The organism is Veillonella sp. S13054-11 (genome assembly GCF_002959795.1).
Taxonomy (GTDB): domain Bacteria; phylum Bacillota; class Negativicutes; order Veillonellales; family Veillonellaceae; genus Veillonella; species Veillonella parvula_E.
Map to the genome: position 1 here is coordinate 288,421 of NZ_PPCY01000004.1, position 21,822 is coordinate 310,242.

The 21,822-nt window shown below is 38.4% G+C and carries 25 protein-coding genes and 2 riboswitches; of the genes, 20 read left to right on the forward strand and 5 right to left on the reverse strand.

From position 1 onward, the window contains the following. Window positions 1–3: 3 nt before the first annotated feature. From VPHSUH08_RS05190 to VPHSUH08_RS05205, 4 genes are all read left to right on the forward strand, one after another. Window positions 4–1,275 (forward strand): hypothetical protein, encoded by a 1,272-nt coding sequence (locus VPHSUH08_RS05190; RefSeq protein WP_105086946.1) that lies wholly within the window; start codon window positions 4–6, stop codon window positions 1,273–1,275. 169 nt (window positions 1,276–1,444) lie between these two features. Next, window positions 1,445–1,891, forward strand: coding sequence for a universal stress protein (locus tag VPHSUH08_RS05195; protein ID WP_004693853.1), 447 nt, complete (start codon window positions 1,445–1,447; stop codon window positions 1,889–1,891). 185 nt (window positions 1,892–2,076) lie between these two features. Beyond that, a complete protein-coding gene (locus VPHSUH08_RS05200) occupies window positions 2,077–2,367 on the forward strand; it encodes a metalloregulator ArsR/SmtB family transcription factor (protein WP_004693850.1) in 291 nt (96 codons plus the stop codon). 110 nt (window positions 2,368–2,477) lie between these two features. Then, on the forward strand, window positions 2,478–3,353 hold the full coding sequence (locus tag VPHSUH08_RS05205; RefSeq protein WP_233189884.1) for a DMT family transporter: 876 nt from the start codon (window positions 2,478–2,480) through the stop codon (window positions 3,351–3,353). A 41-nt stretch (window positions 3,354–3,394) separates the two neighbouring features. Here VPHSUH08_RS05205 and VPHSUH08_RS05210 read toward each other — a convergent pair whose 3' ends face one another. Then, window positions 3,395–4,384 (reverse strand): AEC family transporter, encoded by a 990-nt coding sequence (locus VPHSUH08_RS05210; RefSeq protein WP_021147728.1) that lies wholly within the window; start codon window positions 4,382–4,384, stop codon window positions 3,395–3,397. 369 nt (window positions 4,385–4,753) lie between these two features. On the opposite strand from VPHSUH08_RS05210, the gene modA reads away from it, so the two are divergent. The 3 genes from modA to VPHSUH08_RS05225 all read left to right on the forward strand — a co-directional run bounded on the left by modA (window position 4,754) and on the right by VPHSUH08_RS05225 (window position 7,084). Continuing rightward, window positions 4,754–5,542: a molybdate ABC transporter substrate-binding protein gene (gene modA, locus VPHSUH08_RS05215; protein WP_021147729.1), complete on the forward strand. Its 789-nt coding sequence runs from the start codon at window positions 4,754–4,756 to the stop codon at window positions 5,540–5,542. Between the two features lie 238 nt (window positions 5,543–5,780). After that, window positions 5,781–6,449, forward strand: coding sequence for a molybdate ABC transporter permease subunit (gene modB / locus VPHSUH08_RS05220; RefSeq protein ID WP_105086947.1), 669 nt, complete (start codon window positions 5,781–5,783; stop codon window positions 6,447–6,449). 8 nt (window positions 6,450–6,457) lie between these two features. Next, window positions 6,458–7,084, forward strand: a complete 627-nt coding sequence (locus tag VPHSUH08_RS05225; protein ID WP_105086948.1) for an ATP-binding cassette domain-containing protein — start codon at window positions 6,458–6,460, stop codon at window positions 7,082–7,084. On the opposite strand, the gene cytX is transcribed toward VPHSUH08_RS05225, so the two are convergent. After that, on the reverse strand, window positions 7,068–8,252 hold the full coding sequence (cytX, locus tag VPHSUH08_RS05230) for a putative hydroxymethylpyrimidine transporter CytX (protein WP_105086949.1): 1,185 nt from the start codon (window positions 8,250–8,252) through the stop codon (window positions 7,068–7,070). The two genes, VPHSUH08_RS05225 and cytX, sit on opposite strands and share 17 nt — an antisense overlap. 52 nt (window positions 8,253–8,304) lie before the next feature. Beyond that, a riboswitch (TPP riboswitch) is annotated at window positions 8,305–8,410 on the reverse strand. Window positions 8,411–8,491: 81 nt separating this feature from the next. Then, a riboswitch (TPP riboswitch) is annotated at window positions 8,492–8,586 on the forward strand. A 64-nt stretch (window positions 8,587–8,650) separates the two neighbouring features. Here cytX and thiW point away from each other — a divergent pair. The 3 genes from thiW to thiM are packed head-to-tail and all read left to right on the forward strand — an operon-like array spanning window position 8,651 to window position 11,497. Then, window positions 8,651–9,130: an energy coupling factor transporter S component ThiW gene (gene thiW / locus VPHSUH08_RS05235; RefSeq protein ID WP_105086950.1), complete on the forward strand. Its 480-nt coding sequence runs from the start codon at window positions 8,651–8,653 to the stop codon at window positions 9,128–9,130. Further along, window positions 9,130–9,963, forward strand: a complete 834-nt coding sequence (gene thiD / locus VPHSUH08_RS05240) for a bifunctional hydroxymethylpyrimidine kinase/phosphomethylpyrimidine kinase (protein WP_105086951.1) — start codon at window positions 9,130–9,132, stop codon at window positions 9,961–9,963. The genes thiW and thiD overlap by 1 nt, the downstream gene beginning before the upstream one ends. A 13-nt stretch (window positions 9,964–9,976) precedes the next feature. Next, entirely contained in the window at window positions 9,977–11,497 is a 1,521-nt protein-coding gene (thiM, locus tag VPHSUH08_RS05245) for a hydroxyethylthiazole kinase (RefSeq protein ID WP_105086952.1), read from the forward strand. A 155-nt stretch (window positions 11,498–11,652) separates the two neighbouring features. On the opposite strand, the gene rbr is transcribed toward thiM, so the two are convergent. Then, complete coding sequence (gene rbr, locus VPHSUH08_RS05250; RefSeq protein ID WP_004693830.1) at window positions 11,653–12,198, reverse strand: rubrerythrin; 546 nt, start codon at window positions 12,196–12,198, stop codon at window positions 11,653–11,655. Between the two features lie 750 nt (window positions 12,199–12,948). Here rbr and VPHSUH08_RS05255 point away from each other — a divergent pair. The 9 genes from VPHSUH08_RS05255 to VPHSUH08_RS05295 all read left to right on the forward strand — a co-directional run bounded on the left by VPHSUH08_RS05255 (window position 12,949) and on the right by VPHSUH08_RS05295 (window position 17,819). Next, the gene (locus VPHSUH08_RS05255; protein WP_105086953.1) at window positions 12,949–13,152 is read left to right on the forward strand and encodes a DUF951 domain-containing protein; all 204 of its coding nucleotides are present in this window, start codon (window positions 12,949–12,951) and stop codon (window positions 13,150–13,152) included. A 9-nt stretch (window positions 13,153–13,161) separates the two neighbouring features. After that, a complete protein-coding gene (gene selD / locus VPHSUH08_RS05260) occupies window positions 13,162–14,193 on the forward strand; it encodes a selenide, water dikinase SelD (protein ID WP_105086954.1) in 1,032 nt (343 codons plus the stop codon). A gap of 149 nt (window positions 14,194–14,342) precedes the next feature. Continuing rightward, complete coding sequence (yedF, locus tag VPHSUH08_RS05265) at window positions 14,343–14,942, forward strand: sulfurtransferase-like selenium metabolism protein YedF (protein ID WP_199176059.1); 600 nt, start codon at window positions 14,343–14,345, stop codon at window positions 14,940–14,942. 124 nt (window positions 14,943–15,066) lie between these two features. Further along, complete coding sequence (locus VPHSUH08_RS05270; RefSeq protein WP_105086956.1) at window positions 15,067–15,324, forward strand: DUF3343 domain-containing protein; 258 nt, start codon at window positions 15,067–15,069, stop codon at window positions 15,322–15,324. A gap of 140 nt (window positions 15,325–15,464) precedes the next feature. After that, window positions 15,465–15,992 (forward strand): hypothetical protein, encoded by a 528-nt coding sequence (locus VPHSUH08_RS05275; protein ID WP_024061402.1) that lies wholly within the window; start codon window positions 15,465–15,467, stop codon window positions 15,990–15,992. A gap of 56 nt (window positions 15,993–16,048) precedes the next feature. After that, complete coding sequence (locus VPHSUH08_RS05280) at window positions 16,049–16,375, forward strand: helix-turn-helix domain-containing protein (protein ID WP_105086957.1); 327 nt, start codon at window positions 16,049–16,051, stop codon at window positions 16,373–16,375. Between the two features lie 40 nt (window positions 16,376–16,415). Continuing rightward, window positions 16,416–17,123, forward strand: coding sequence for an NAD(P)H-dependent oxidoreductase (locus tag VPHSUH08_RS05285; RefSeq protein WP_105086958.1), 708 nt, complete (start codon window positions 16,416–16,418; stop codon window positions 17,121–17,123). Window positions 17,124–17,278: 155 nt separating this feature from the next. Then, window positions 17,279–17,518, forward strand: coding sequence for a GlsB/YeaQ/YmgE family stress response membrane protein (locus tag VPHSUH08_RS05290; RefSeq protein ID WP_004693817.1), 240 nt, complete (start codon window positions 17,279–17,281; stop codon window positions 17,516–17,518). Window positions 17,519–17,582: 64 nt separating this feature from the next. Beyond that, window positions 17,583–17,819 (forward strand): CsbD family protein, encoded by a 237-nt coding sequence (locus VPHSUH08_RS05295; protein WP_105086959.1) that lies wholly within the window; start codon window positions 17,583–17,585, stop codon window positions 17,817–17,819. Window positions 17,820–17,896: 77 nt separating this feature from the next. On the opposite strand, the gene ychF is transcribed toward VPHSUH08_RS05295, so the two are convergent. After that, entirely contained in the window at window positions 17,897–19,003 is a 1,107-nt protein-coding gene (gene ychF, locus VPHSUH08_RS05300) for a redox-regulated ATPase YchF (protein WP_105086960.1), read from the reverse strand. Window positions 19,004–19,356: 353 nt separating this feature from the next. Between ychF and VPHSUH08_RS05305 the strand changes: the two genes are divergently transcribed. After that, on the forward strand, window positions 19,357–20,529 hold the full coding sequence (locus VPHSUH08_RS05305) for a cyclopropane-fatty-acyl-phospholipid synthase family protein (protein ID WP_105086961.1): 1,173 nt from the start codon (window positions 19,357–19,359) through the stop codon (window positions 20,527–20,529). 111 nt (window positions 20,530–20,640) lie between these two features. Here VPHSUH08_RS05305 and VPHSUH08_RS05310 read toward each other — a convergent pair whose 3' ends face one another. Continuing rightward, window positions 20,641–21,612, reverse strand: coding sequence for a diaminopimelate dehydrogenase (locus VPHSUH08_RS05310; RefSeq protein WP_105086962.1), 972 nt, complete (start codon window positions 21,610–21,612; stop codon window positions 20,641–20,643). Window positions 21,613–21,822 lie beyond the last annotated feature (210 nt).

Genomic DNA, 21,822 nt, shown 5'->3' on the forward strand with positions numbered 1-21,822 from the left:
TCTATGAAGTTACGTTTATTTGCGGCAACCTTAGCTGTCATGGCTTTGGGAACGACTTCTATTATGGCGGAAGGTTTACAGAAGACACCTGATACACCTTTATCTATTGTGGAATCTCAGAAGGATTCCGCATCTATTTTGCCAGAACAATACAAATCCTATGCTACTAAGATGAACACGGTGGTGAAGGATTACAAAAATGGTTATATGTTCTCGATTCCTTGGCGTGTAGCTGATGGTGTTATGCTAGATATGGATGTGCGTAGTGAAAGCGAACATATTCAAGGGTATTCCTTTAATTTAGCGGGCCCTACGCAAGAGGATTCCTATACAGTATCTTTTACTAAGCGCAATAATACACCGCAAGAAGGAGTATCTCAAAAAGAATGGAATACAACTTGGTATGGTGTACCTATTAAGGGCATGTCTAATGAGGAGTATTTGAATATTTGGCGCCAACATAGCAATAACTTTGAGCATAACGATATTGTTGGTGGGTTCTTTACTAAGAAAGGTGCAGTTTCCGCACGCTGGGATAAGAGTACACCAAAATCTTATGCGGACATGACATCTACAGAGCCGGTTCAGTCTGTATTTGAAGCAGAATTTATCATGGAAAAAGATCCAACTCATCGGTACAATTTGTCTAGCACCTATGCTCCTGTTCGTGCAGAGTTTATGGAGCTAGGTTTGATGGAGCATACAATCCCATCCTTTGAATTGATCAATAAGCGCGGTTCTAATGCTATTAAAGGGGTAAAAAAAATATTAACCGGCACAAGCGATATCAGTGTTGCAGAAGGCATCAAATTTACCTATCCGAAAGGCTTTACCCGTCTTAATGAAAAGGGGAAGATTGCTTTCACTAAACATAATGTACGCCTCGACATTGAGTCCTTTACAATTCCAGTACAAGCTGTTAGCTCCGGCATGCCAACTATGATGGCTAAGCAGATGCTTGGTGATTATTATCTTAAACAATTGGTTGATGTGAACAAGGCCACGATTACTCGTTATGAAACGCATATCATTGACGGTAATGTGATGTTCTATTTGGCGGGCCATATGAAAAATCCAAATACGTCTGATACATCTGTAGCGGAACCAGTATCCTTTGGCGCAACGATTATTCTTGGCAATGAAGGTAATGTGGCAGTAGCTCGAATGATTGGTCCATCCGGTAGTAATCTTGCTACTCAGGAACTTATAGATATATTAGATGGCTTTAAATTGACGACTACACTCAATACAAACCAATCGTCTCAAGTTCTTTAATATACGCATAATATTCTTTTATTTGTATAATTCTGTACGATTTGTGCTATAATGTAATAAATCCTCAGAAAAAAGAGGAGTTTTCCTTGATGGTCTAGAATATATTAGTATAGGCTAAACGATATTTGATCATATCCCCTTTGAGGGATTAGGAATAGGAGGGGTTATTATGGTTACCTACAAAACTATTGTCGTACCTACTGATGGTTCTGAAAATGCTAAACGTGCGTTGGAACATGCTCTCGCTGTAGCGGATCGCAACCAAGCTGAATTGATTGTTGTTCACGTTGCAAATATTGTGTCTGCTATTTCCAATTTTGATCAAACACCAATTTCTGGTGGATACGTATCTGAGCAAATTGCTGAGGATATGGAAGAAACTGGTAAGGAAATTCTTAATGATGTAGTGAAAGAAATTCCTGCAGGCGTAAAAGTTAAAAGTGTTTTCGAAGTTGGCTCCCCTGGTCCTGCACTACTTGCAGTGGCAAAAAAATACAATGCTGATCTCATCGTAATGGGTAGCCGTGGTCTTGGCCCTTTGAAAGGCTTATTCATGGGTAGCGTAAGTAGCTATGTAACTAGCCACTCCACTTGCCCTGTATTAATCATTAAATAATTTATATCTTATATAGATATGATAAAAAAAGAGACTTTGGTTTCTCAAAGTCTCTTTTTTATGTTAAAAATGATATAATATTTATATGTATGCCATACATATTGGCGTTATACGTTAAGACGTATCGATTAGTGACACAGAAGAGCTACAAAAAAGAATGGATAGGATTGAAAAAGGGGGATTATATGACCGACAAACAAGAATCATTGCTGAAGCTAGCAGAACTGTTTAAAATCTTGGGTGATCCTACACGCCTTAAAATAGTAGAGCTATTACTAGAAAATGAAATGTGTGTTAATCACATTGCAGAAACCATGGAGATGGGACAATCTGCTATTTCTCATCAATTGCGTGTATTGCGTCAAGCACGCCTTGTTACATATCGTAAAGATGGGAAAACAGCATACTATTCTCTAAACGATGATCATGTTGAATGTTTAGTTCGCATGGGGATGGAACACGTAGCTCATCAATAATTACATTTTAGTATCATGAACACATTTCGTCCTATTTAGGAGGAAATGTGTTTTTATATTTAATCTGAGTTGTATCTGATTATGGAGAAGTATATAAAGTGAATCTGTTAATGAAAAATATAGGAATATTAGTGGTATTTTTAGCTACTGTATTCTTATCAACAAAATCTATATGGGCAAAATTAATTTATTTAGATTCACTGAGCCCCGTGAATGTTCTTGCGTGTAGGGCTGTTTTATCATTACCTTTTTTTCTTATACCAATGATTCGTTTTGATTGGAATAGCGTGAATAAAAGTAAGGTTTTTAAATACTCATTTTTTGGAGCTATTCTTTATTTATCTTCATCTATAGCTGACTTTATAGGATTATTATATATATCTGCCTCATTAGAACGTGCTGTTCTATTTACATTTCCAATTTACGTTTTTCTGTTATCTTCAGATTTATCACGCATTACATTTTCAAAAGTAGTTCTAATTGTATCTACTGTGCTAGGCTTAGCAATTATGTTTAATCCTACCGTTGATAACCACCTTATAGATACTTTAATAGGTATTTCACTAGTTTTACTTTCTGCCATCTTTTGGGCGTTGTTTATTATTTATAGTAAGAGGGCTGTTTCGAATATTAGTCCTACTATTTTTACTAGTACTTATATGTGTATAACTACAGTACTTTTACTTTTTGGCTTTATAATTGATAGCAAAAATTTTACTACTTTTTTAACGCTTCAAACTCATACTATGATTTATTTAGTATTTTTGGCCATTTTTTGTTCTATCATTCCTTCATACTTGATGTCTTTTGGTCTTAAAAAAATTAATGCATCTCTTGCAGCAGTTATTAGTGCAATGGGACCAATAGTTACTTTAGGTTTAGATGTAGTTATTCTTAATCATAATTTAGCTTTGAATGAAATTATCGGTGCTATAATTGTTACAGCTTGTGTAACTTGTTTAACAAGGCTAAATGCTAAGGTATAAAAAATCACTCATAGCCATATGGCTATGAGTGATTTTTTATTTTAATATAATGGGAATAGGTAATAGGCTATAGTAATAAACAGTGGCATAGTTATAGCGGATAAAATGGTAGTCCCCATTACGATTTGTGTTGCATATTCTGGATTATTCTTCATTTCAATAGCAATAAGAGACATATTGATAGCGGTAGGTACGCTGTAGGTTATGATGATAGTTTGTGCCGCTATTGGATGCATAGGGCCGTAGAACATAATGAATAGTATGGTAATACCAGCTGCTATGAGTGGGCTCACAATGAGTCGTAATGTGGTAGCAAGCATGACATCCATCTTAAAGAAGTTTAGTGGTGTTCTGTTAATTTGCACACCTAAGGCAATCATAGCGACGCCAACGAAGGCATTAGCAAATATATTGAGTGGTGCAAAGAAGAAGAGACCGTGTAAATCGAAAGGGAGTAGGTGGCAAAGTAGTGCCAGTGGAATGGCATATACCATGGGCATGTGAAATACGACTTTTAGTGCATCCCGAGGGGTTAGTCGTCCAGCTCCAGCTTGGTAGAATCCATAGGTATTACTGCTAATAGTTTGGATGATCATGATGGATACAACACTTACTAACCCTAAATTAGCATAGGGGGTAGCTCCATCGATGACGTATGGAATGTTGGTGAATACAAATATGGCAAGTGCGACACCCATGTTTCCAACATTATTAAACATAACGCAGTTTTTTAAGGTTGCAATCTTAGCTACATCATAACCTTGCATCTTTCCTATCACATCTGCAAGGATTGAGTTTAGAATGAGCACACACAGTGCACAGAATACAATTTCCAAGGTACCTGAGTTAAGTTTAGCTTCATACATCGCTCGAAATATAAAGGTAGGCAACAGTATATAAAAGTTTAGTTTACTTAGTGTATATAGATCGAGTTTAAATTTTCTATCTAATACAAATCCTACCCCTATAAGTACTAGGATAGGTACCATAGAGTTCATAAAGATATGGCCTACTAATTCGAATAGATTCATCATCTCACCTAGAGTTTCTCATTAATATAAAGGCATAGTTTAACTATATCGTATAACTGTATAGTAAATATACAGTTGCTGTATATAAGTTATAGGTGAACAAGCGTTACGAAATGTGCTTATTCTTTATAATATTATCATACCATAGTATATATTATTTGGGGTTTAAAAAAATATTGATTATGATTACTTATCATAATCATCAGAAATATCTATACAATATGTGATTTTAGATATACGACTTTAACCATCGATTTATAGTATAATATGAATATATTGTATATTTTAGTTTAGTGTTAGATTATGTATCTCTGAGGTGAGTAATCATAGCGTTGTAGCATGGGGCATAAGAGATACACAGGAGGAATTATGAAACGAATTTTATTAGTGTTAATGAGCGTTTTCATGCTTGCCTTTTTAGTCGGTTGTGGTAATGATGCAAGTAAACAAGCTGAGTCGGCTAAACCAAGTACATCTGAAAAGATTACGGTACAAGCGGCAGCAAGCCTCAAAGGTGCTCTTACCGAATTGGCAGATGCATACAAAAAAAGCCATAACTTAGCAGATGATCAAATTGCTATTAACTTTGCTGGCTCTGGTACATTACGTCAACAAATCGAACAAGGTGCGCCAGCTAGTTTGTTCATTTCTGCTGACGAAAAAAACATGAAAATGTTACAAGAGAAAGACTTAGTAACTGACGTAAAACCATTTGTAACTAATGAACTCGTTCTTGTAGTTCCAAAAGGTCAACCTAAAGTTGAATTAAATCAAATTGCTTCTGTTAAACGTATCGTTTTAGGTAATCCTGAAACTGTACCAGCTGGTAACTATGGTAAACAAGTATTAACAAAATTAGGTGTTTGGGAACAAGTAGAACCTAATGTAGTGTATGCGAAAGACGTTAAAGCTGTAACTGCTTCCATTAGCCAAGGTGCTGGTGATGTTGGTTTCATCTACAAAACTGATGCTATTGCAGCGGGCGATGCAGTTGAAATCTCTGCTGTAACACCGGCTGACTCCCATGATCCAGTTATCTATCCAATCGGTATTATCAAAAAATATGACAACGCGTTGGCAAAAGACTTCTACCAATACGTAATGAGCCCAGAAGGCCAAAAAGTGTTAGAAAAATACGGTTTCTCTACTTCTAAATAAGAGTAAAACGCTAGCTTTCAGGGCTAGCGTTTTCTTATGATACAATAGAGATATTATCGGTATTACTAATAAAATTATTTTTAACTGTATGCTCCTTTTTACTCATTTGTAGTGATGAGTGAGGACTGATTAATAATCTAGCATATGATTTAGGACATAAATCTTATTGAAAAATATTTTAGAATTAATGGATACCGCAAATATTTTAAAGTTGTTGTGTATAGAAAGGGGGCGTGACATGAGCCCATTATGGCTATCACTATGGGTAGCAAGTATAGCTCTTATCATAGTGATTGTAAGTGGTTTAGCCGCATGTTATTGGATGAATCGCTGTAAATGGAGTGGCATGGCTATTATTGATGCACTTATTACCTTGCCGCTTGTATTGCCACCAGTTGTTGTTGGCTTTGCTCTTCTCATGGTGTTTACGCCAGGCTATGCCTTTGGTGCATGGCTTGAGACGCATGGTATGAGCGTTGTGTTTGCCGCATCTGGTGCGGTGGTAGCATCTTCAGTTATTGCGTTTCCATTATTTTATCAGACGGTGCGTTCTACATTACAATCTGTCGATCATAATATGGAGGACGTAGCGCGCACATTGGGTGCTTCAGAGTTACGTATCTTTTTTACTATTTCTGTACCACTCGCTTGGAAAGGCATTTTGACGGGCAGTATTTTAGCATTTTGTCGAGCTATGGGCGAGTTCGGTGCCACAATCTTGATTGCCGGTAATATTCCAAAGGTAACACGTACCATGCCATTAGCTATTTACTCCTATGTAGAGGCAGGGCAGTACATGGATGCCTTTGAATTAGTTATTTATATTTGTGTGCTCACATTGGCATTGTTGAGTGGGATTCACCTCATCACAAAGGGGTCCTTGTTCCGCCATATTGATAATAATTAGGAGGTCCGATGATTACATTTTCCTTTACTGTAGCGAGACCTTCTGTGACTGTGAAAGCCGATGGTGTACTTCCTTCTGGTATCACAGTATTAACAGGCCAATCCGGCAGTGGTAAAAGTACTTTCATTAAGTGCATTGCAGGGCTTGTGAAACCGACTACAGGTAGCATTCAATATAATGAAACTATATGGGTTGATCGCGACAAAAAAATCTGGGTACCTGCTCAAGAACGTCAAGTTGGCTATATGCCACAAGGTAATATCGTATTTCCACATTTATCGGTGGAACATAATATTACCTATAGTAAACGAGGCACGTCAGAGATGTGTGACAGCTTATTAAAACGCTTAGGCCTTGAGAAATATCGTAAAACGAAAGCAGGTAGCTTGTCTGGTGGTGAGCAGCAACGCGTTGCATTGGGGCGTGCTCTTTACTCTAAACCAACCATCTTGCTTCTTGATGAACCATTATCTGCACTAGACTGGAATTTACGTAAGCATGTTCGAGAGGATCTTGTTTCTATTATTCGCGAATGGGATGTGCCATGTATATGGGTTACCCATGATGAAAGCGAAGCCGAAATGGTTGGAGATCGGCACTGGACTTGTGAAGATGGGCTCATAGTAAGGCGTTAGCAGTTTTGCTTATGAATCCCACGATGGTTGTTACGATAAATGCTATTGCAAAGGCTGGTAATGTTGCACCTATAGAGCTTTCACTATGCAACATATAATGGTATAAACCTACAGATACAGCCCAAATCAGCCCACGAATTAGATAAGCCGATAGCGTTTGTACTTGCTGGCGGTTGACAAAATAGTCTGCCAATAAGATGGCAATCATTGGCGCAAATACAGAGCCGATAAGGTATAGAAAGTCTGTAATATCGTCCATTGGATATAGGATGGCTGCAATGGTGCCGACAATGGTTACAATAACCGCTATGCCTTTACTAGATGCTCCATTATAGATGGTCGTACTAGATACACCTGCTGAGTAAGCGTCCATAAAGGTCGTAGTTACTGTTGAGAAGATGATGACGATGAGTCCTGCAAGACCGAGGCCCGCGTTCATCATGATGGTAATAATGGAGTCGCCACCGCCAAAGATAGCTGCGCTAAGGCCCAAGGTGTACATGGCGACACTCGTTACGGTGTAGATGGCAGCACTTGTTAGTGATGCGGAGAAAGGGCTTTTGCTTTCACGAGTATAATCACTGATGAGAGGTAGCCAAGACAGTGGCATAGCGATTGATAGCTCAAGGGCTGCTATAAAGCTCATATTGCCATTAGTCATGAAGCTACTGTCACTAGGCCATTGAGAAATCATGTGAACTCCCATGTAGAGTGTGAGGCCTAGTAATAAAACAGATACGATAGCTTGAATATAGCCTGTATTGTGGAGACCGATGAAGAGCCATAAAATGACGAGCGCCCCAATAGCAATAGTCCAAATCATAGGAGATAGGGGCGCCAGCTCTTGTAAGGCAAGCATAGCATCGTAAATCATGATACTAGTCCAACCGATTAGTTGGATCATATTTAAAAAGGCAAAGCCCTTTGCCCCTAAGGGACCAAAGCTAAAGGCTGTCGTGTTCATACTGCCTTGCCGCAAACGGCCACCGATGAGTCCTGCTCCAAAGAGCAGAATACCGCCGATGATATGGCCTAAGATGATGGCATATAGTCCTTGAGTGAGGCCTAAGGGTGCTAGATAGGTACCGGTCATGATCTCCGCTATAGATAGGGCGGCACCAAACCATATCATGGCGAACTGTGGTTGTGTGATGTGTGTATCTTTCATACGTCCTCCTTGCCAGGAAGTCATAGAAAAAGCCGAGCTCACAGGAACTCGGCTATTAATCCTCTATGTTCCCTACGTTGGCATTATCCAAATCAGGTTATGGGTTAAAGCATTAGCTTACTCTCAGCCCACTCTTGTGAGCACCCCATTATGGTTTCATTATACGAGGTGGTGCGGGAACCGTCAATTCTTTTGTTGCATAGATTGTATAATGATGTTATAACTAGAGTATAAATATATATTGCCACTAGGGGTGCTTTTGCTGAGATTGACCATTCAAAACCCTAGACCTGATCCAGATAATACTGGCGTAGGGAAGTGGAGTGAAACATAATACTAAATTATTACGAGACCATTCCATTTGAGGTGGTCTCATTTTTTATTTAGTTGGAGGTATTATGAAAAAACTGATTATTGCTAGTATATGTGTAGCCTTAGGTGTCGTCTTATCAACTACGTCGATTCCCATTGGCCCGGCCCGAATTTTTCCATTTCAACATATGATAAATGTGATCTTAGCCGTTATAGTTGGGGCGAGATTCTCTGTAGGTGCCGCCTTTAGTACCTCTTGCTTACGTAATGTACTAGCGCTAGGTTCTCCCTTAGCCTTTCCAGGCAGTATGATTGGCGCTTGGTTATCTGCGTATCTATATAAGAAATACAATGCCATCTGGGCGGCAGCTCTTGGCGAAATCATAGGTACAGGGCTTATTGGTGCTCTTGTAAGTTATCCAATTGCTAACTTCCTACTAGGTAAACCGTTGGCGTTGTTGACTTTGATTACATCCTTCTCCATGAGCTCTGTTGCAGGTGCTTGTATTGGCTTCGTGGTATTACAAATCTTATCTCGTCGTAATTTGTTACACAAGGAGGCATAATGAAACTACATACTGCATTGACAATTGCCGGTACTGACCCTAGTGGTGGCGCTGGCATTATGGCCGATCTAAAATCATTCCAAAGCCGCCATGTATATGGTATGGCAGTGGTTACCTCCGTAGTAGCCCAAAATACAACAGGGGTTCACCACGTAGAACACCTATCGCTAGAAAGCATAGAAAAACAGTTACACGATGTATATTCAGATATTCTTCCTCAAGCCGTTAAGACGGGTATGATTGCTTTGCCGGAGATGATGGATCTCATCTATCCGTATGTGAGTAAGAACATTCCTTATGTGATGGATCCAGTTATGATTGCCACTAGCGGCGATCGACTTGTATCGGATGAGGCCGTCGATTTCTTAAAATCTAAACTCATTCCGGTCGCCACAGTCATTACACCTAATCGTAGCGAGGCAGAGGTGTTAGCGGATATGTCTATTACTTGTGAAAGTGACATCACAACGGCAGCTAAGCGTATTTTACATGAATTAGGACCTCGAGTGGTTATTATAAAAGGCGGCCATATTGGAGATGATGCAACGGATTATGCTTTCACCAAAGATGGAGATGTGCGTACGTGGACAAGTTCTAAATATGATACTGTTCATACTCACGGTACGGGCTGCACCTTCTCAGCAGTTATTACGGCAGAACTCGCTAAAGGACGTGATGTAATGGATGCTATTGGTATTGCAAAGGACTATATCGCTCTAGCTATTAAACATAACCCCGCCCTTGGTCATGGCTGTGGGCCTGTTAATCATATGGCTTATGGGTTATTGGTAAATGGCCCTCAAACGATGGATGAACTTTTGAAAAATGACTAGAGGAGATAGTTATATGACCTACAACAATCCAAATATAAATGGTTCAAATTGGTCCGAACTGAATATATTAGAGACTCTACGCAAAAAAAATCCTCTTGTTATTTGTATTACCAATGATGTGGTGCGGCCCTTTACGGCTAACGGTTTGCTAGCCATCGGTACATCACCCGTAATGAGTGAGTGCAGCGAAGACTTAAAAGACCTTATCGTTCATGCTGCGGCTCTACTCATTAACATTGGGACCGTTACACCAGATAAGGTTACCTATTACAAAGAGGCTGTTAAATTAGCGAAGGCTCATGAGGTACCTATTGTGCTAGACCCTGTGGGCTGTCACGCTGGGGCTTATCGATTATCTGTTGTTTTAGACTTGATTAAAACCGATGCTATTTCGTTGCTACGAGGAAACCAAAGTGAAATTAAAGCCATCTATGATGCTCTTAATACAAATCATAAGATTGACAGTTCTCTCTCTGGTAAGGGCGTAGATGGGGCACAAGTTGAGGATAGCGCAATTATAACGTATTGTCTTGCACGCCAAATTAATTGTCCTGTTGTCGCAACGGGCGAAGAGGACTACGTTTCTGATGGAACTCGTGTATTTGCAGTTCCTCATGGTCATCCAATCATGACAGCGGTAACAGGGACCGGCTGTCTATTAGGGGCTGTCTTAGCTGCATTCTTTAGTTCCTATTATCCATTCATGCATAACATGTCTATCGGTGAGTTTCTTGCGTATGCACTGGCTTACTATGGACTTGCTGGTGAAAGTGCGGTTAAGGTGAGCGGTGTAAAACCTGGCAGCTTTAGTGTGGCATTTATGGATGCCTTATATGAATTCGATGATGCGATGCTTTTATCTGGAAACAGAATACGCTCCGTAGTTGTACCCGAACAATTAAAGGTATATTTTATTAGTGGCACACAGGATGTAGGATTTAATGAAAGACATTTACTGGACACTGTTGAAGCTGCTTGTCGGGGTGGCGTGACATGCTTTCAGTTTAGAGAGAAGGGCACAGGAACATTAGAAGGGCAACAGAAACTAGAATTAGCCCAGCAGTTAAAAGAAATCTGTGCCATGTATAATGTACTTTACATTATTAATGACGATGTAGACTTAGCGGTGGCAGTTAATGCTGATGGTGTTCACGTAGGACAAGAAGATATGCGTTTAGAAGACGTTCGCAATCTTGTAGGGAATAAGGTCGTTGGTATATCCATTCACTCTGTGGAGGAACTTCATAAGACTGATGTAGTGTATGCAGATTGTGTCGGTGTAGGCCCTATGTATGCCACAAGTAGCAAACCTGATGCTCAAGAGCCATGCGGACCAGATCGTATTACTGAGTTACGAGCAGAAGGTCTAACATTACCGTGCGTTGGTATTGGGGGTATTACCTTAGATAACGCAAAGCCTGTTTTGCAAGCAGGTGCCAGTGGAGTAGCCGTAATATCTGCTATTGCTCATGCAGATAATCCATATGAAGCAGCAGAAGAATTTAAAAATTTAGTAGATAAAATAAAAATCTAGCAAAAGAATGCAAAAAAAGACGATGACAAATGTCATCGTCTTTTTGTTAAGGAAGTTGTCAGTACTTACTGTAAGTTTAGATTGTACTTACAGGTATAGTTTTATTAAAATCTGTACTTACAGGTTGTTAATCTAGTTAGTGTCGTACTTACAGATTAGATGGATTCAACGAAACGGTGGAAGAAAGCTTGTGGGTGTGCACATACAGGGCAAACTTTTGGAGCTTCTTCACCAACGTGTACGTAACCGCAGTTAGCACAGATCCAAGCTACTGGTTCGTCATTGTGGAATACTTTGTTACCGGATACTTGAGCTGCTAATGCAAGGTAACGAGCTTCATGACGAGCTTCAATTTTACCAACTTCGCGCATTTGGAAAGCGATTTTAGCAAAGCCTTCTTTTTCAGCTTCGTCAGCGAATTCTTTGTACATTGTAGTATGTTCGTAGTTTTCACCAGCTGCTGCATCGCGAAGGTTAGCTTCGATATCAGCGGAAATATCGCCACCATGAAGAGCTTTGAACCACAATTTAGCATGTGCAGATTCGTTGTGAGCTGTTTCTTCGAAATAGTCAGCGATTTCGTTCATGCCAGCTTTACGAGCTGCACTAGCGTAGAATGTATATTTTTGGAATGCTTGGGATTCGCCAGCAAATGCTGCTTGAAGATTTTTTTCAGTGTTAGAACCTTTTAATTCTGCCATTTTAATACTCCTTTGTACTTACGATAATTTTCAAAATTGTTACTTAACGTATATATTCATAACCACTTGGTTGTGAATGCAATGGAATAGAATACTTATTCTATCAATTTCGAGGGCGACTTCGCCTTAGTAAGAAAACTTATTCTTAGATCAAATAGACACTTGCCTAACTCTTAAAATAGTACTTACTTATTTGTGTATTTCGGCACTTGCCGTCTTAACAGTTTTATATACAATGTGTTATCCGTATACTTAACGAATAATCATTGTTGACTATATTGTAACATACTAAATGAGAAATGCAAGTCTTTTTGTAAAATTTATTTCGAAAATTTTCTAAATGATAAATATTATCAATGTAGTAAAAATGCGGATTTATAAAGATTGAATAGTATGGGATTTATAAAAAATCTCTATTTTGATATTGAGAATGATAACTAAATGAAAAATCATTATTGTTTAGTTATTAATGTTAATTTCTTTAGATGCACTAATATTTCCCTATAAAATATAATGATTAAGCTAAACATTTTTGTGATCTTTTGGTGATTATATAATACTATTTTTCTTGTGTTATGGTTTTAATTATAAGAACAGCAGACATATCAAATCTGTACATTATATATTTAGGGCGAACATTTTATGGTTATATAATAGACGATTGAACTATAGAATCAGTATATATTTATAGAACCAACTATTTTATGTATAATAAATATATAAATATTGACAGAAGTTAAAGGAGGCGCCATGGCATTTGTTAGATATTACGTAGGCGATGTAGTGAAGATGAAAAAATCACATCCTTGTGGCAGTGACGAGTGGGAAGTTAAGCGAATCGGCATAGACTTTCTCATCGTATGTAATGGCTGTGGTCATCAACTCTTGATGCCGCGCCCTAAATTTGAAAAGGCTGTTAAGAAAATCATCTCTCGATTGCCGGAAAATGAGTAAGGAGAAATTATGGTACGACTTACTGATTATGTGACAAGTGGAGGCTGCGCGTGTAAGATTGGGCCTCATATATTAAACCGTGTGCTAAAAGCTGTAACACCCGTTACTAACGAGCATGTTCTCGCAGATATGACTGGTGCTGATGATGCTGGAGTATATCAAATCTCGGATACCTTTGCATTGGTACAAACCTTAGATTTTTTTACACCTATGGTTAATGATCCTGGTTTATTTGGTAAAATTGCAGCTGCCAATGCATTAAGCGATGTATATGCTATGGGTGGAACTCCTTTAACAGCGATGAATATCGTAGGCTTTCCGGTTCCTCTCGTCGAGCAAGGTGTTTTGACGGATGTGTTAAATGGGGCTGGTTCGATTGTAGCCGAGGCTGGTGCAGCCATCGTAGGTGGACACAGCATTGAAAATAAGGAACCTATCTTTGGGATGTCTGTGACTGGTCAAGTAAATCCCCATCAGATTTGGAAAAATAAAGGTGCTCAAGTAGGGGACGTGTTGGTGCTAACAAAACGCATTGGTACAGGTATTATGAATAATGCGTTGAAAGCAGATTTATTCCCTGTAGGCACGGAACAGGCCGTCACTAGTATGAGTACTTTAAATCGTGCAGCGGCTGAGGTGGCACATAACTTTACAGTTCATGCTTGTACAGATGTTACAGGCTTTAGCCTCATGGGACACTCCGTAGAAATGGCGAGTGCTTCTAATGTGACGATTCATATTAAAGTTTACGATATCCCTCTTTTTGATGATGTCATCGAGGCGGCTCAAATGGGGTTAATTCCGGCTGCATCTTATGGTAATCGCAAGGCTATAACTGAAGTGCAAGTTGATGAGGCCTTGGATCCTGTATGGACGGATATTGTATTTGATCCTCAAACCTCTGGCGGGTTATTATTCTCTGTTCCTGCTAGCGAAGGTGAGGCGCTTGTTCAGGCCTTTCATAAGGCGGGTATTGACTGTGCTGCTATTGTGGGGACTGTTGAAAGCTTCAGTGGTTTAGCGGTACGCGTTATAGAATAAAATTATAAAAATCAGGTTTATACTATTGAGGATAGATATTTAATTAAATTATTATTAGCTGATAGCTGATAGCTGATAGCTGATAGCTGATAGCTGATAGCTGATAGCTGATACTTTCACAAATTATATAATGTATATAGAGGTGTATGATGAGCAATACAAAGGAATTAACGGTAGATGTGCGCGGTAGCTTGTGTCCAAAACCTGTTATTGAAACTAAGAAGGTAAGTGATGCGAATCCAAATGCTGTTATTACTACAATTGTAGATAATGAAGTGAGCCGCGATAATGTAGAAAAGTTTGGTAAGTCTCGTGGTTATGGTGTAGCTATTCGCCAAGATGGCAAGGATTTTTATCTTACTATGACACCAAATGCAAATTCGGTAACGGAAGTAAGTTGTGAACCTATGAACTATGGAAATCGCGTCATTTTGATGACGAAGGATTATCTTGGTGAAGGTAGTGAAGAGCTTGGCCGAAATTTGATGAAAACCTTCTGGGTATGTATGCTTGAAGTTGACGTAAAGCCTTCTAAGATTTATTTCATCAATAGCAGTGTTAAGATGGTAGTCAATGATTCGGTTCATTTGGAAAATATCAAGAAATTAGCTGAGCTTGGTGTAGAAATTGCAGCATGCGGTATTTGCCTTGATTACTTTGGTGTGAAAGATGAGCTAGGCGTAGGCAGTATTACTAATATGTACGCTATTACAGATGCAATCCTTGGAGATAATATTGTTAAACTATAATATTAGTATTTTATTTTGATATATCGATTTAGAGCTACTGATTTAAAGTAGATTTCTTATTTCTAGAATGAATCATTGAGATGAAAGACATTTAATCGTATCTACTTTGGTAGGAGGTGAGGCATTGGAAAATAAAAAATTACTTGTAGTTTTTACCTCTTATTATTTTGGAGATAAGGCAGACAAGGTGTTAACAGAATTAGAGGTGCCTCATCAGTTGATGGCCACCCCCCCAGAGCTTTACGATATGTGCGGTTTATCTATTGCAATAGACTCAAGTATAGTGGATCAAGTAAAGACCATTTTAAAAGAACATAAAATTAGTACATCTGGCTTATTTTGGTATGAAAAGGGCGAACTGGCCGTACCATATGAAGCTTAGTAGATAAAAATTAAGTCACATAGTTACTTTTTTGTAACTATGTGACTTTTTTGTGCGTTCTTGTTGGAATATACCATATGGTTTATACTGACATCATCAGCTGAAAACTAATAAAATTGATACTATAAAAGGAGTTTATTATGAATACAACAATGAATGCTATTAACTGGCCAAAAGAATACTTACCAGGTTTAACTGATAACTATGTATCTAATGAGGTGATTGTAAAAGGTATCACTGTAGAGGCTGTATGGGAATACTTAACAAATGCTGCTACATGGCCTTCTTACTACAGCAACTCTAGCGATATTAAGATGCTTAATCAAGAAGATACACATCTTATATCTAATACACGTTTCTTCTTTAAAACCTTTGGTTTCCCTGTGGATGCAGAGGTTGTAGAATATGTAGCACCTAGTGAAAATCAACCTGGTCGAATTTCTTGGCATGGTTGGGCTGGTGAAGTTGGCACTGCTGAGCGACTAGATGTTATTCATGCATGGCTTGTGGAAGAGCTTGATTATGGTGTAGTTCGTATTTTGACACAAGAAACACAAGTAGGTGAGCCTGCGAAAGAATTACATATAGCTAAACCAAATCCGATGCTTAATGGTCATCAAGATTGGCTTGATGGTCTGGTAAGTGCTGCTAAAAGTGTTAATAAATAATAGAAACTATTTGTTGCTAATTAAGGCTCGTGATACTATTAAATGAGGAGGTTTCTATGGAAGAAAAATTATTTAATTGTCCTGTAGAGGCATCCCTCAGTGTAGTAGGAGGTAAGTATAAATCTATTATTCTGTATCATTTGATGACAGATGGAACGTTGCGATTTAATGAGATACAAAAACTCATTCCTCAAGCGACGATTAAGATGCTTTCACAACAATTGAAGGATTTAGAAGCAGAAGGTATCATCCACAAAGAGATTTATCCAGTGGTGCCACCAAAGACGGAATATAGTATCACTGAATTTGGCGAAACGCTACGTCCTATTATCATGGCCATGTGTGACTGGGGACGAACCTACAAAGGTGATATGATAAAGTAAGTCCTTTATTATGTAATGTCATTTCGATAAGGAGTTAGATATGAGTAAATATGAAATAGAAAATGTAAAATTAAAAGCCCCTAAATTTGATCGTAAAGATTTAGAATATGCTATGACATATCGCTATGCATGTAAGAAATTTGATAGCGCTAAAAAGATTTCTGATGATGATTGGCAAGGTATCTTAACAGCGGCGCGCTTGTCTCCAACCTCCTTAGGTTTTGAAGCTTACCAATTATTAGTTATTCAAAATCCTGAAATCCGTGAAAAGATGAAAGCTTATGGTTGGGGTATTCAAGCTGGTCTTGAAGCGAGTCATTTCGTAGTGTTCTTAACACGTAAAAAGGTGGATTTGGAATTTGATTCCCCTTATGTACGCTACATTCAAGAAGAGGTGAAACAATTACCTGCTGAAGTCGATGCTATTTATAAAGAAAAATATGCTCAGTTCACAACTGAAGACTATAAAACATTTGAGTCTGATCGTGCTGCCTTTGATTGGTCTTCTAAGCAAGCGTATATTGTAATGGCTAACATGATGACTATGGCTGCTTATGAAGGCCTTGATTCCTGTGCATTGGAAGGCTTTAATCAAGATAAGATGACAGCTTTTTTAGGTGATGAATTAGGGCTCTTTGATACAAAGCACTTTGGCATTGCTGTAATGGCTGCTTTTGGTTATCGCGATGAAGAACCGCATCGCAATAAAACACGTCGCACAATGGATGAAATTGTTACAGTAGTTTAATCGATTGCGACTTTTATAACTATATCGGATTTCTTCATTTAATCTTTAGAAATGAATGTTATATTATAAATATACATATTATTTATAATATTTATAAATTTCGTTTTTTTGTAGGATATTATAAATATATTGATTAAATAGGAAGGAGTGATTGTATGTTATGGTCAATTATTGTTGGTGGTTTTATCGGTTTTCTTGCAGGAGCCATCACTAACAAAGGTGGAGCAATGGGTGTTATTGCCAATGTTGTTGCTGGTTTAGTTGGTTCGTCTGTGGGTCAAGCAATATTTGGCACATGGGGTCCTAGCTTAGCTGGCATGGCATTAATTCCTTCTGTTCTTGGTGCTGTAATTGTTGTTGCTGTTGTTTCGTTTTTCTTCGGGAAAAAGGGATAGTAATCTTTTTTTTAAAGTATAGCTAACATAGCTATAAATGATTTTATATGAAAGGATCATAATTATGGCATTAGAAGATAAATTAAATCAAGCTAAAGGTGCATTAAAAGAAAATGCCGGTAAATTAACTGGTGACAAAAAATTGGAAGCAGAAGGTGCTGTAGAAAATACAGCTGCAAAAGTTAAAGACGCTGCACATGATGTTGCTGAAGATCTCAAAAAAGCATCTGAAGATGTTAAAGATGCTGTAGATGGTGCGATTAGTGGCGTCAAAAATGTTCTTCATAAAGACGATAAATAATATTATATAAAGGTTATAATTAGTAATAAAAAACCAGTAAATCCTGAGATTTACTGGTTTTTGTTATATAAGTTTGTTTATACATTGAAGCGGAAATGGGTTACATCGCCGTCTTTCATAACGTAGTCTTTACCTTCAAGGCGTACGAGGCCTTTTTCTTTAGCTGCATTTTGGCTACCACAAGCTTGTAAGTCATCAAAGGATACAATTTCAGCGCGGATAAAGCCTTTTTCAATATCCGAGTGAATTTTACCAGCAGCTTGAGGTGCTTTGGTGCCATTTACAATCGTCCAAGCACGAGCTTCCATTTCACCAGCTGTGAAGTAATTGATAAGACCTAAAAGTGCATAACTTGCTTTGATAAGTTTAGTTAAGCCAGACTCTTCAAGACCAAGATCTTCAAGGAATGCAGCAGATTCTTCTTCGGATAACTCTGCAATTTCAGATTCGATACGAGCGGACACAACAACGATGCCAGCGCCTTCATTTTTCGCATATTCCTCTACGCGTTTTACATATTCGTTGGAAGAGTAATCAGATACTTCATCTTCGGAAATATTGGCTACATAAAGAGATGGTTTAGCTGTAAGCAATGTCAACTCTTTGATCATTTCTAATTCGTCTTCATCAAGACCTTGTGCACGAACGGGTTTTGCTTCACCAAGACCTTCGATGATGCGTTCTAATAATGGTAATTCAGCACGTGCATCTTTGTCGCCAGATTTAGCAATTTTTTCAATACGTTGTTTGCGTTTTTCTACGGACTCAAGGTCTGCAAGGCAAAGCTCAGTATTTATGATTTCGATGTCACGGATTGGGTCAATAGAGCCAGAAACGTGAGTGATGTTAGGGTCATCGAAACAACGAATAACTTGTGCTATCGCATCTACTTGGCGGATATGGCTAAGGAATTTATTACCCAAACCTTCGCCCTTGGATGCACCTTCTACGAGGCCAGCAATATCTACGAAGCGCATAGCAGCAGGAAGGATGCGTTTGGAACCGAACATTTCAGCCAATACAGCTAAACGATTATCTGGAACGTCAACGACACCTACGTTAGGTTCAATTGTACAGAATGGATAGTTGGCAGCTTCAGCGCCCGCTTTTGTGATAGCGTTGAATAATGTACTTTTACCAACATTTGGAAGGCCTACGATGCCTACTTCTAAATTTGTGCTCATGGTACCACCTTTTATTAACAAATTGATTTCGTTCTTTGTGAAAGTTTATAGCAATAGTTTGTTATAAACCTTATCAAATAAATATTATACCATACTAATAGGATGGAGTTACTCTATAAATATAAAATAGATTATTTCAAAGTGCTATAATATAAATAGAGTTAAATATATTACTTAAATAATGTGATAAGTTCATATTAAAATATAGGATTAATATAGATTTTTATTCGCCGTAACTATATAGATATAATTTATAGGTGTATATATTAATAGGGTATAGAATGTATCCAATCATGTTAATATATATATTTCTAAAACTATATTGTGAAAGCTAATAGGAAAGGAAGTTCAGTATGTTTTCCAAGCTATTTGATAGTTTCTTAGTCCATTATTTAGAACGCTTTAATGATCATTGTTTTACCGTAAAAATTGGAGATAATGAATATACAATCGGTGACGGAGAATCCGAGTTTACCGTCATCGTTAATCGCGATATTCCCAAGAAGGATTTGTTAATATCCGCAGAACTCGCCCTCGGTGAAGCGTATATGCGTAAAGATATCGAAATTGAAGGGGATTTGTTTAAAGCCCTTTGTGTAGTCCTTGGTCATGTAGGTAAGGACTCTATCAATCGTAAGGTACTTAGCTCGCTCTTTAATGCAGGTCTTAAAAAGAAAGATCAAAAACAACAAGTATCTTCCCATTATGATTTAGGCAATGAATTCTATAAATTGTGGCTCGATGAAACCATGAGCTATTCCTGTGCGTATTTTAAGCATGAGAATGATAGTCTTAAAGATGCGCAATATCAAAAGGTTCATCATATTCTCGATAAATTGTACTTAAAAGAGGGAATGACTTTACTTGATATCGGTTGCGGATGGGGATTCCTTCTCATTGAAGCGGCTCGTAAATATGGGGTTAAGGGCTATGGGTGTACTCTTTCCGAAGAACAATGGAAAAAAGGACAGGAACGCATTAAAGAATATGGCCTTGAAGGACAGGTTGAGATTGAACTTATAGATTATCGCGACGTAGCAGCTTCCGGACGTACCTTTGACCGTATTGTCAGCATCGGCATGCTTGAACATGTAGGTCGGCCTAATTTTCCTCTGTATATGGAGGACGCATCGGATATGCTTAAAGACGGAGGTTTGTTCCTGCTTCATTACATCAGTGACCCCTCTGAAAAGGAAACAAGTGCCTGGATTCGTAAATATATCTTTCCGGGTGGATGTTTGCCGTCCCTTCGCGAAATGGTCAGCCTCGCTTATGACTATGATATGAATGTCATTGATGTTGAAAGTTTACGGTATCACTATTATAAGACTTTAATGCATTGGTATAACAATTTCCAAGGCGTCCGTGAGCAAGTAGAGGCGAAACGGGGGAGTGAATTCGTACGCATGTGGGATCTGTATCTTTGTGGGTGTGCGGCAGGTTTCTACATCGGTAATATGGACTTGCATCAAATTTTGATGACAAAAGGTGTTACGAATGAGTTGCCGTTAACACGTTGGTATTAATTAAGAGTAAAAATAGACTTATAGGACAAAAAAGAGACCATCTTAAGATGGTCTCTTTTAATGTGTATGAAAAAGGCCCTCATCTATTAAGTCTATGAGGACCTCACTCTATTATAGAGAATGTGCTCTTAATTCTTCAGCAGATTGTGTGGAAATCCAAGCTGGTGGAATGTCGAATACGGTGTAGCAACCTGTGCCGCCGTGTTTAGCAAGTCGGTAGAGACCACGAGCGTAAGCAACAAGTGCAGAGCCTGTGAATTCAGGGTTAGAGTCAAGTTTCAAGGAGTACTCAATAACGTGACGTGTGCCTTCTGTACTTTCACCAGAGCGAAGAACGAAGCCACCATGTGGAATGCCTTTATGGTCGCGATCAAGTTCTTCTTGGGAAATGAAGTTGACTACAGTTTCATAGCCTACGAAGTAGTTTTCCATAGTTTTGATTTCGTTTTCGATTTTAGTTTTGTCCGCATCGGGAGCAGCTACTACGTAGCACTCACGAAGGTGGCCTTTATAGCCATCAACATCTGGAGTTTCGCCGTTACGGATAGCTTCTAGGTATTGTTCTTTAGGAACAGTATATTGACGAGCGTCAAGAACACCATCGATACGACGGATGGCATCGGAATGACCTTGGGATACACCACGACCCCAGAATGTGTAGGATTTACCTTTTGGTAAGATTGCTTCCGCGTAAACGCGTTGCAAAGAGAACATGCCTGGATCCCAACCACAAGAAATTAATGTAGCAGTTTTGGCCTCTTTAGCTACTTTGTCTACATTAGCGAAGTGTTCAGGAATACGTGCATGTGTATCGAAGGAATCGATACAGTTAAAGTATTTTGTTACCATCGGTGTTTGTTCGATAAGATCTGTTGCAGAACCACCGCAAAGAACCATTACATCGATTTTGCCTTTAAAGTTAGGAATATCTTCCATCGTGTAAGTAGGTACACCAGATACAGTTTCAATACCTTGACGGCGAGAAAATACGCCGATGAGCTCCATATCAGGTTGTAACTGAACAGATGCTTCTACGCCACGAGCTAAGTTGCCGTAACCAACGATACCAATACGAATATTCATATTAGCCTCCTATATAAGTTGAAATTTAATAATTAACATATTTATTATAGCATAAAATTAATAGCTTTTAATATTTTTCTATAGAATTTATTAGATGGTATAGAAAATAATTAATATCTAATTTAAACAAGTAATTTGTGCACAATTATATCGATACATAGCGTGTTGTTATAGGGGACAAATAAAAAATCATATGAGTAGAAATTGACA

What these genes read in the sequence shown, in the direction of transcription:
- VPHSUH08_RS05190 (WP_105086946.1), top strand. Translation starts at nt 4, where the DNA reads ATGAAGTTACGTTTATTTGCGGCAACCTTAGCTGTCATGGCTTTGGGA.
- VPHSUH08_RS05195 (WP_004693853.1), top strand. Translation starts at nt 1,445, where the DNA reads ATGGTTACCTACAAAACTATTGTCGTACCTACTGATGGTTCTGAAAAT.
- VPHSUH08_RS05200 (WP_004693850.1), top strand. Translation starts at nt 2,077, where the DNA reads ATGACCGACAAACAAGAATCATTGCTGAAGCTAGCAGAACTGTTTAAA.
- VPHSUH08_RS05205 (WP_233189884.1), top strand. Translation starts at nt 2,478, where the DNA reads ATGAAAAATATAGGAATATTAGTGGTATTTTTAGCTACTGTATTCTTA.
- VPHSUH08_RS05210 (WP_021147728.1), bottom strand. Translation starts at nt 4,384, where the DNA reads ATGAATCTATTCGAATTAGTAGGCCATATCTTTATGAACTCTATGGTA.
- modA (WP_021147729.1), top strand. Translation starts at nt 4,754, where the DNA reads ATGAAACGAATTTTATTAGTGTTAATGAGCGTTTTCATGCTTGCCTTT.
- modB (WP_105086947.1), top strand. Translation starts at nt 5,781, where the DNA reads ATGAGCCCATTATGGCTATCACTATGGGTAGCAAGTATAGCTCTTATC.
- VPHSUH08_RS05225 (WP_105086948.1), top strand. Translation starts at nt 6,458, where the DNA reads ATGATTACATTTTCCTTTACTGTAGCGAGACCTTCTGTGACTGTGAAA.
- cytX (WP_105086949.1), bottom strand. Translation starts at nt 8,252, where the DNA reads ATGAAAGATACACACATCACACAACCACAGTTCGCCATGATATGGTTT.
- thiW (WP_105086950.1), top strand. Translation starts at nt 8,651, where the DNA reads ATGAAAAAACTGATTATTGCTAGTATATGTGTAGCCTTAGGTGTCGTC.
- thiD (WP_105086951.1), top strand. Translation starts at nt 9,130, where the DNA reads ATGAAACTACATACTGCATTGACAATTGCCGGTACTGACCCTAGTGGT.
- thiM (WP_105086952.1), top strand. Translation starts at nt 9,977, where the DNA reads ATGACCTACAACAATCCAAATATAAATGGTTCAAATTGGTCCGAACTG.
- rbr (WP_004693830.1), bottom strand. Translation starts at nt 12,198, where the DNA reads ATGGCAGAATTAAAAGGTTCTAACACTGAAAAAAATCTTCAAGCAGCA.
- VPHSUH08_RS05255 (WP_105086953.1), top strand. Translation starts at nt 12,949, where the DNA reads ATGGCATTTGTTAGATATTACGTAGGCGATGTAGTGAAGATGAAAAAA.
- selD (WP_105086954.1), top strand. Translation starts at nt 13,162, where the DNA reads ATGGTACGACTTACTGATTATGTGACAAGTGGAGGCTGCGCGTGTAAG.
- yedF (WP_199176059.1), top strand. Translation starts at nt 14,343, where the DNA reads ATGAGCAATACAAAGGAATTAACGGTAGATGTGCGCGGTAGCTTGTGT.
- VPHSUH08_RS05275 (WP_024061402.1), top strand. Translation starts at nt 15,465, where the DNA reads ATGAATACAACAATGAATGCTATTAACTGGCCAAAAGAATACTTACCA.
- VPHSUH08_RS05280 (WP_105086957.1), top strand. Translation starts at nt 16,049, where the DNA reads ATGGAAGAAAAATTATTTAATTGTCCTGTAGAGGCATCCCTCAGTGTA.
- VPHSUH08_RS05285 (WP_105086958.1), top strand. Translation starts at nt 16,416, where the DNA reads ATGAGTAAATATGAAATAGAAAATGTAAAATTAAAAGCCCCTAAATTT.
- VPHSUH08_RS05290 (WP_004693817.1), top strand. Translation starts at nt 17,279, where the DNA reads ATGTTATGGTCAATTATTGTTGGTGGTTTTATCGGTTTTCTTGCAGGA.
- VPHSUH08_RS05295 (WP_105086959.1), top strand. Translation starts at nt 17,583, where the DNA reads ATGGCATTAGAAGATAAATTAAATCAAGCTAAAGGTGCATTAAAAGAA.
- ychF (WP_105086960.1), bottom strand. Translation starts at nt 19,003, where the DNA reads ATGAGCACAAATTTAGAAGTAGGCATCGTAGGCCTTCCAAATGTTGGT.
- VPHSUH08_RS05305 (WP_105086961.1), top strand. Translation starts at nt 19,357, where the DNA reads ATGTTTTCCAAGCTATTTGATAGTTTCTTAGTCCATTATTTAGAACGC.
- VPHSUH08_RS05310 (WP_105086962.1), bottom strand. Translation starts at nt 21,612, where the DNA reads ATGAATATTCGTATTGGTATCGTTGGTTACGGCAACTTAGCTCGTGGC.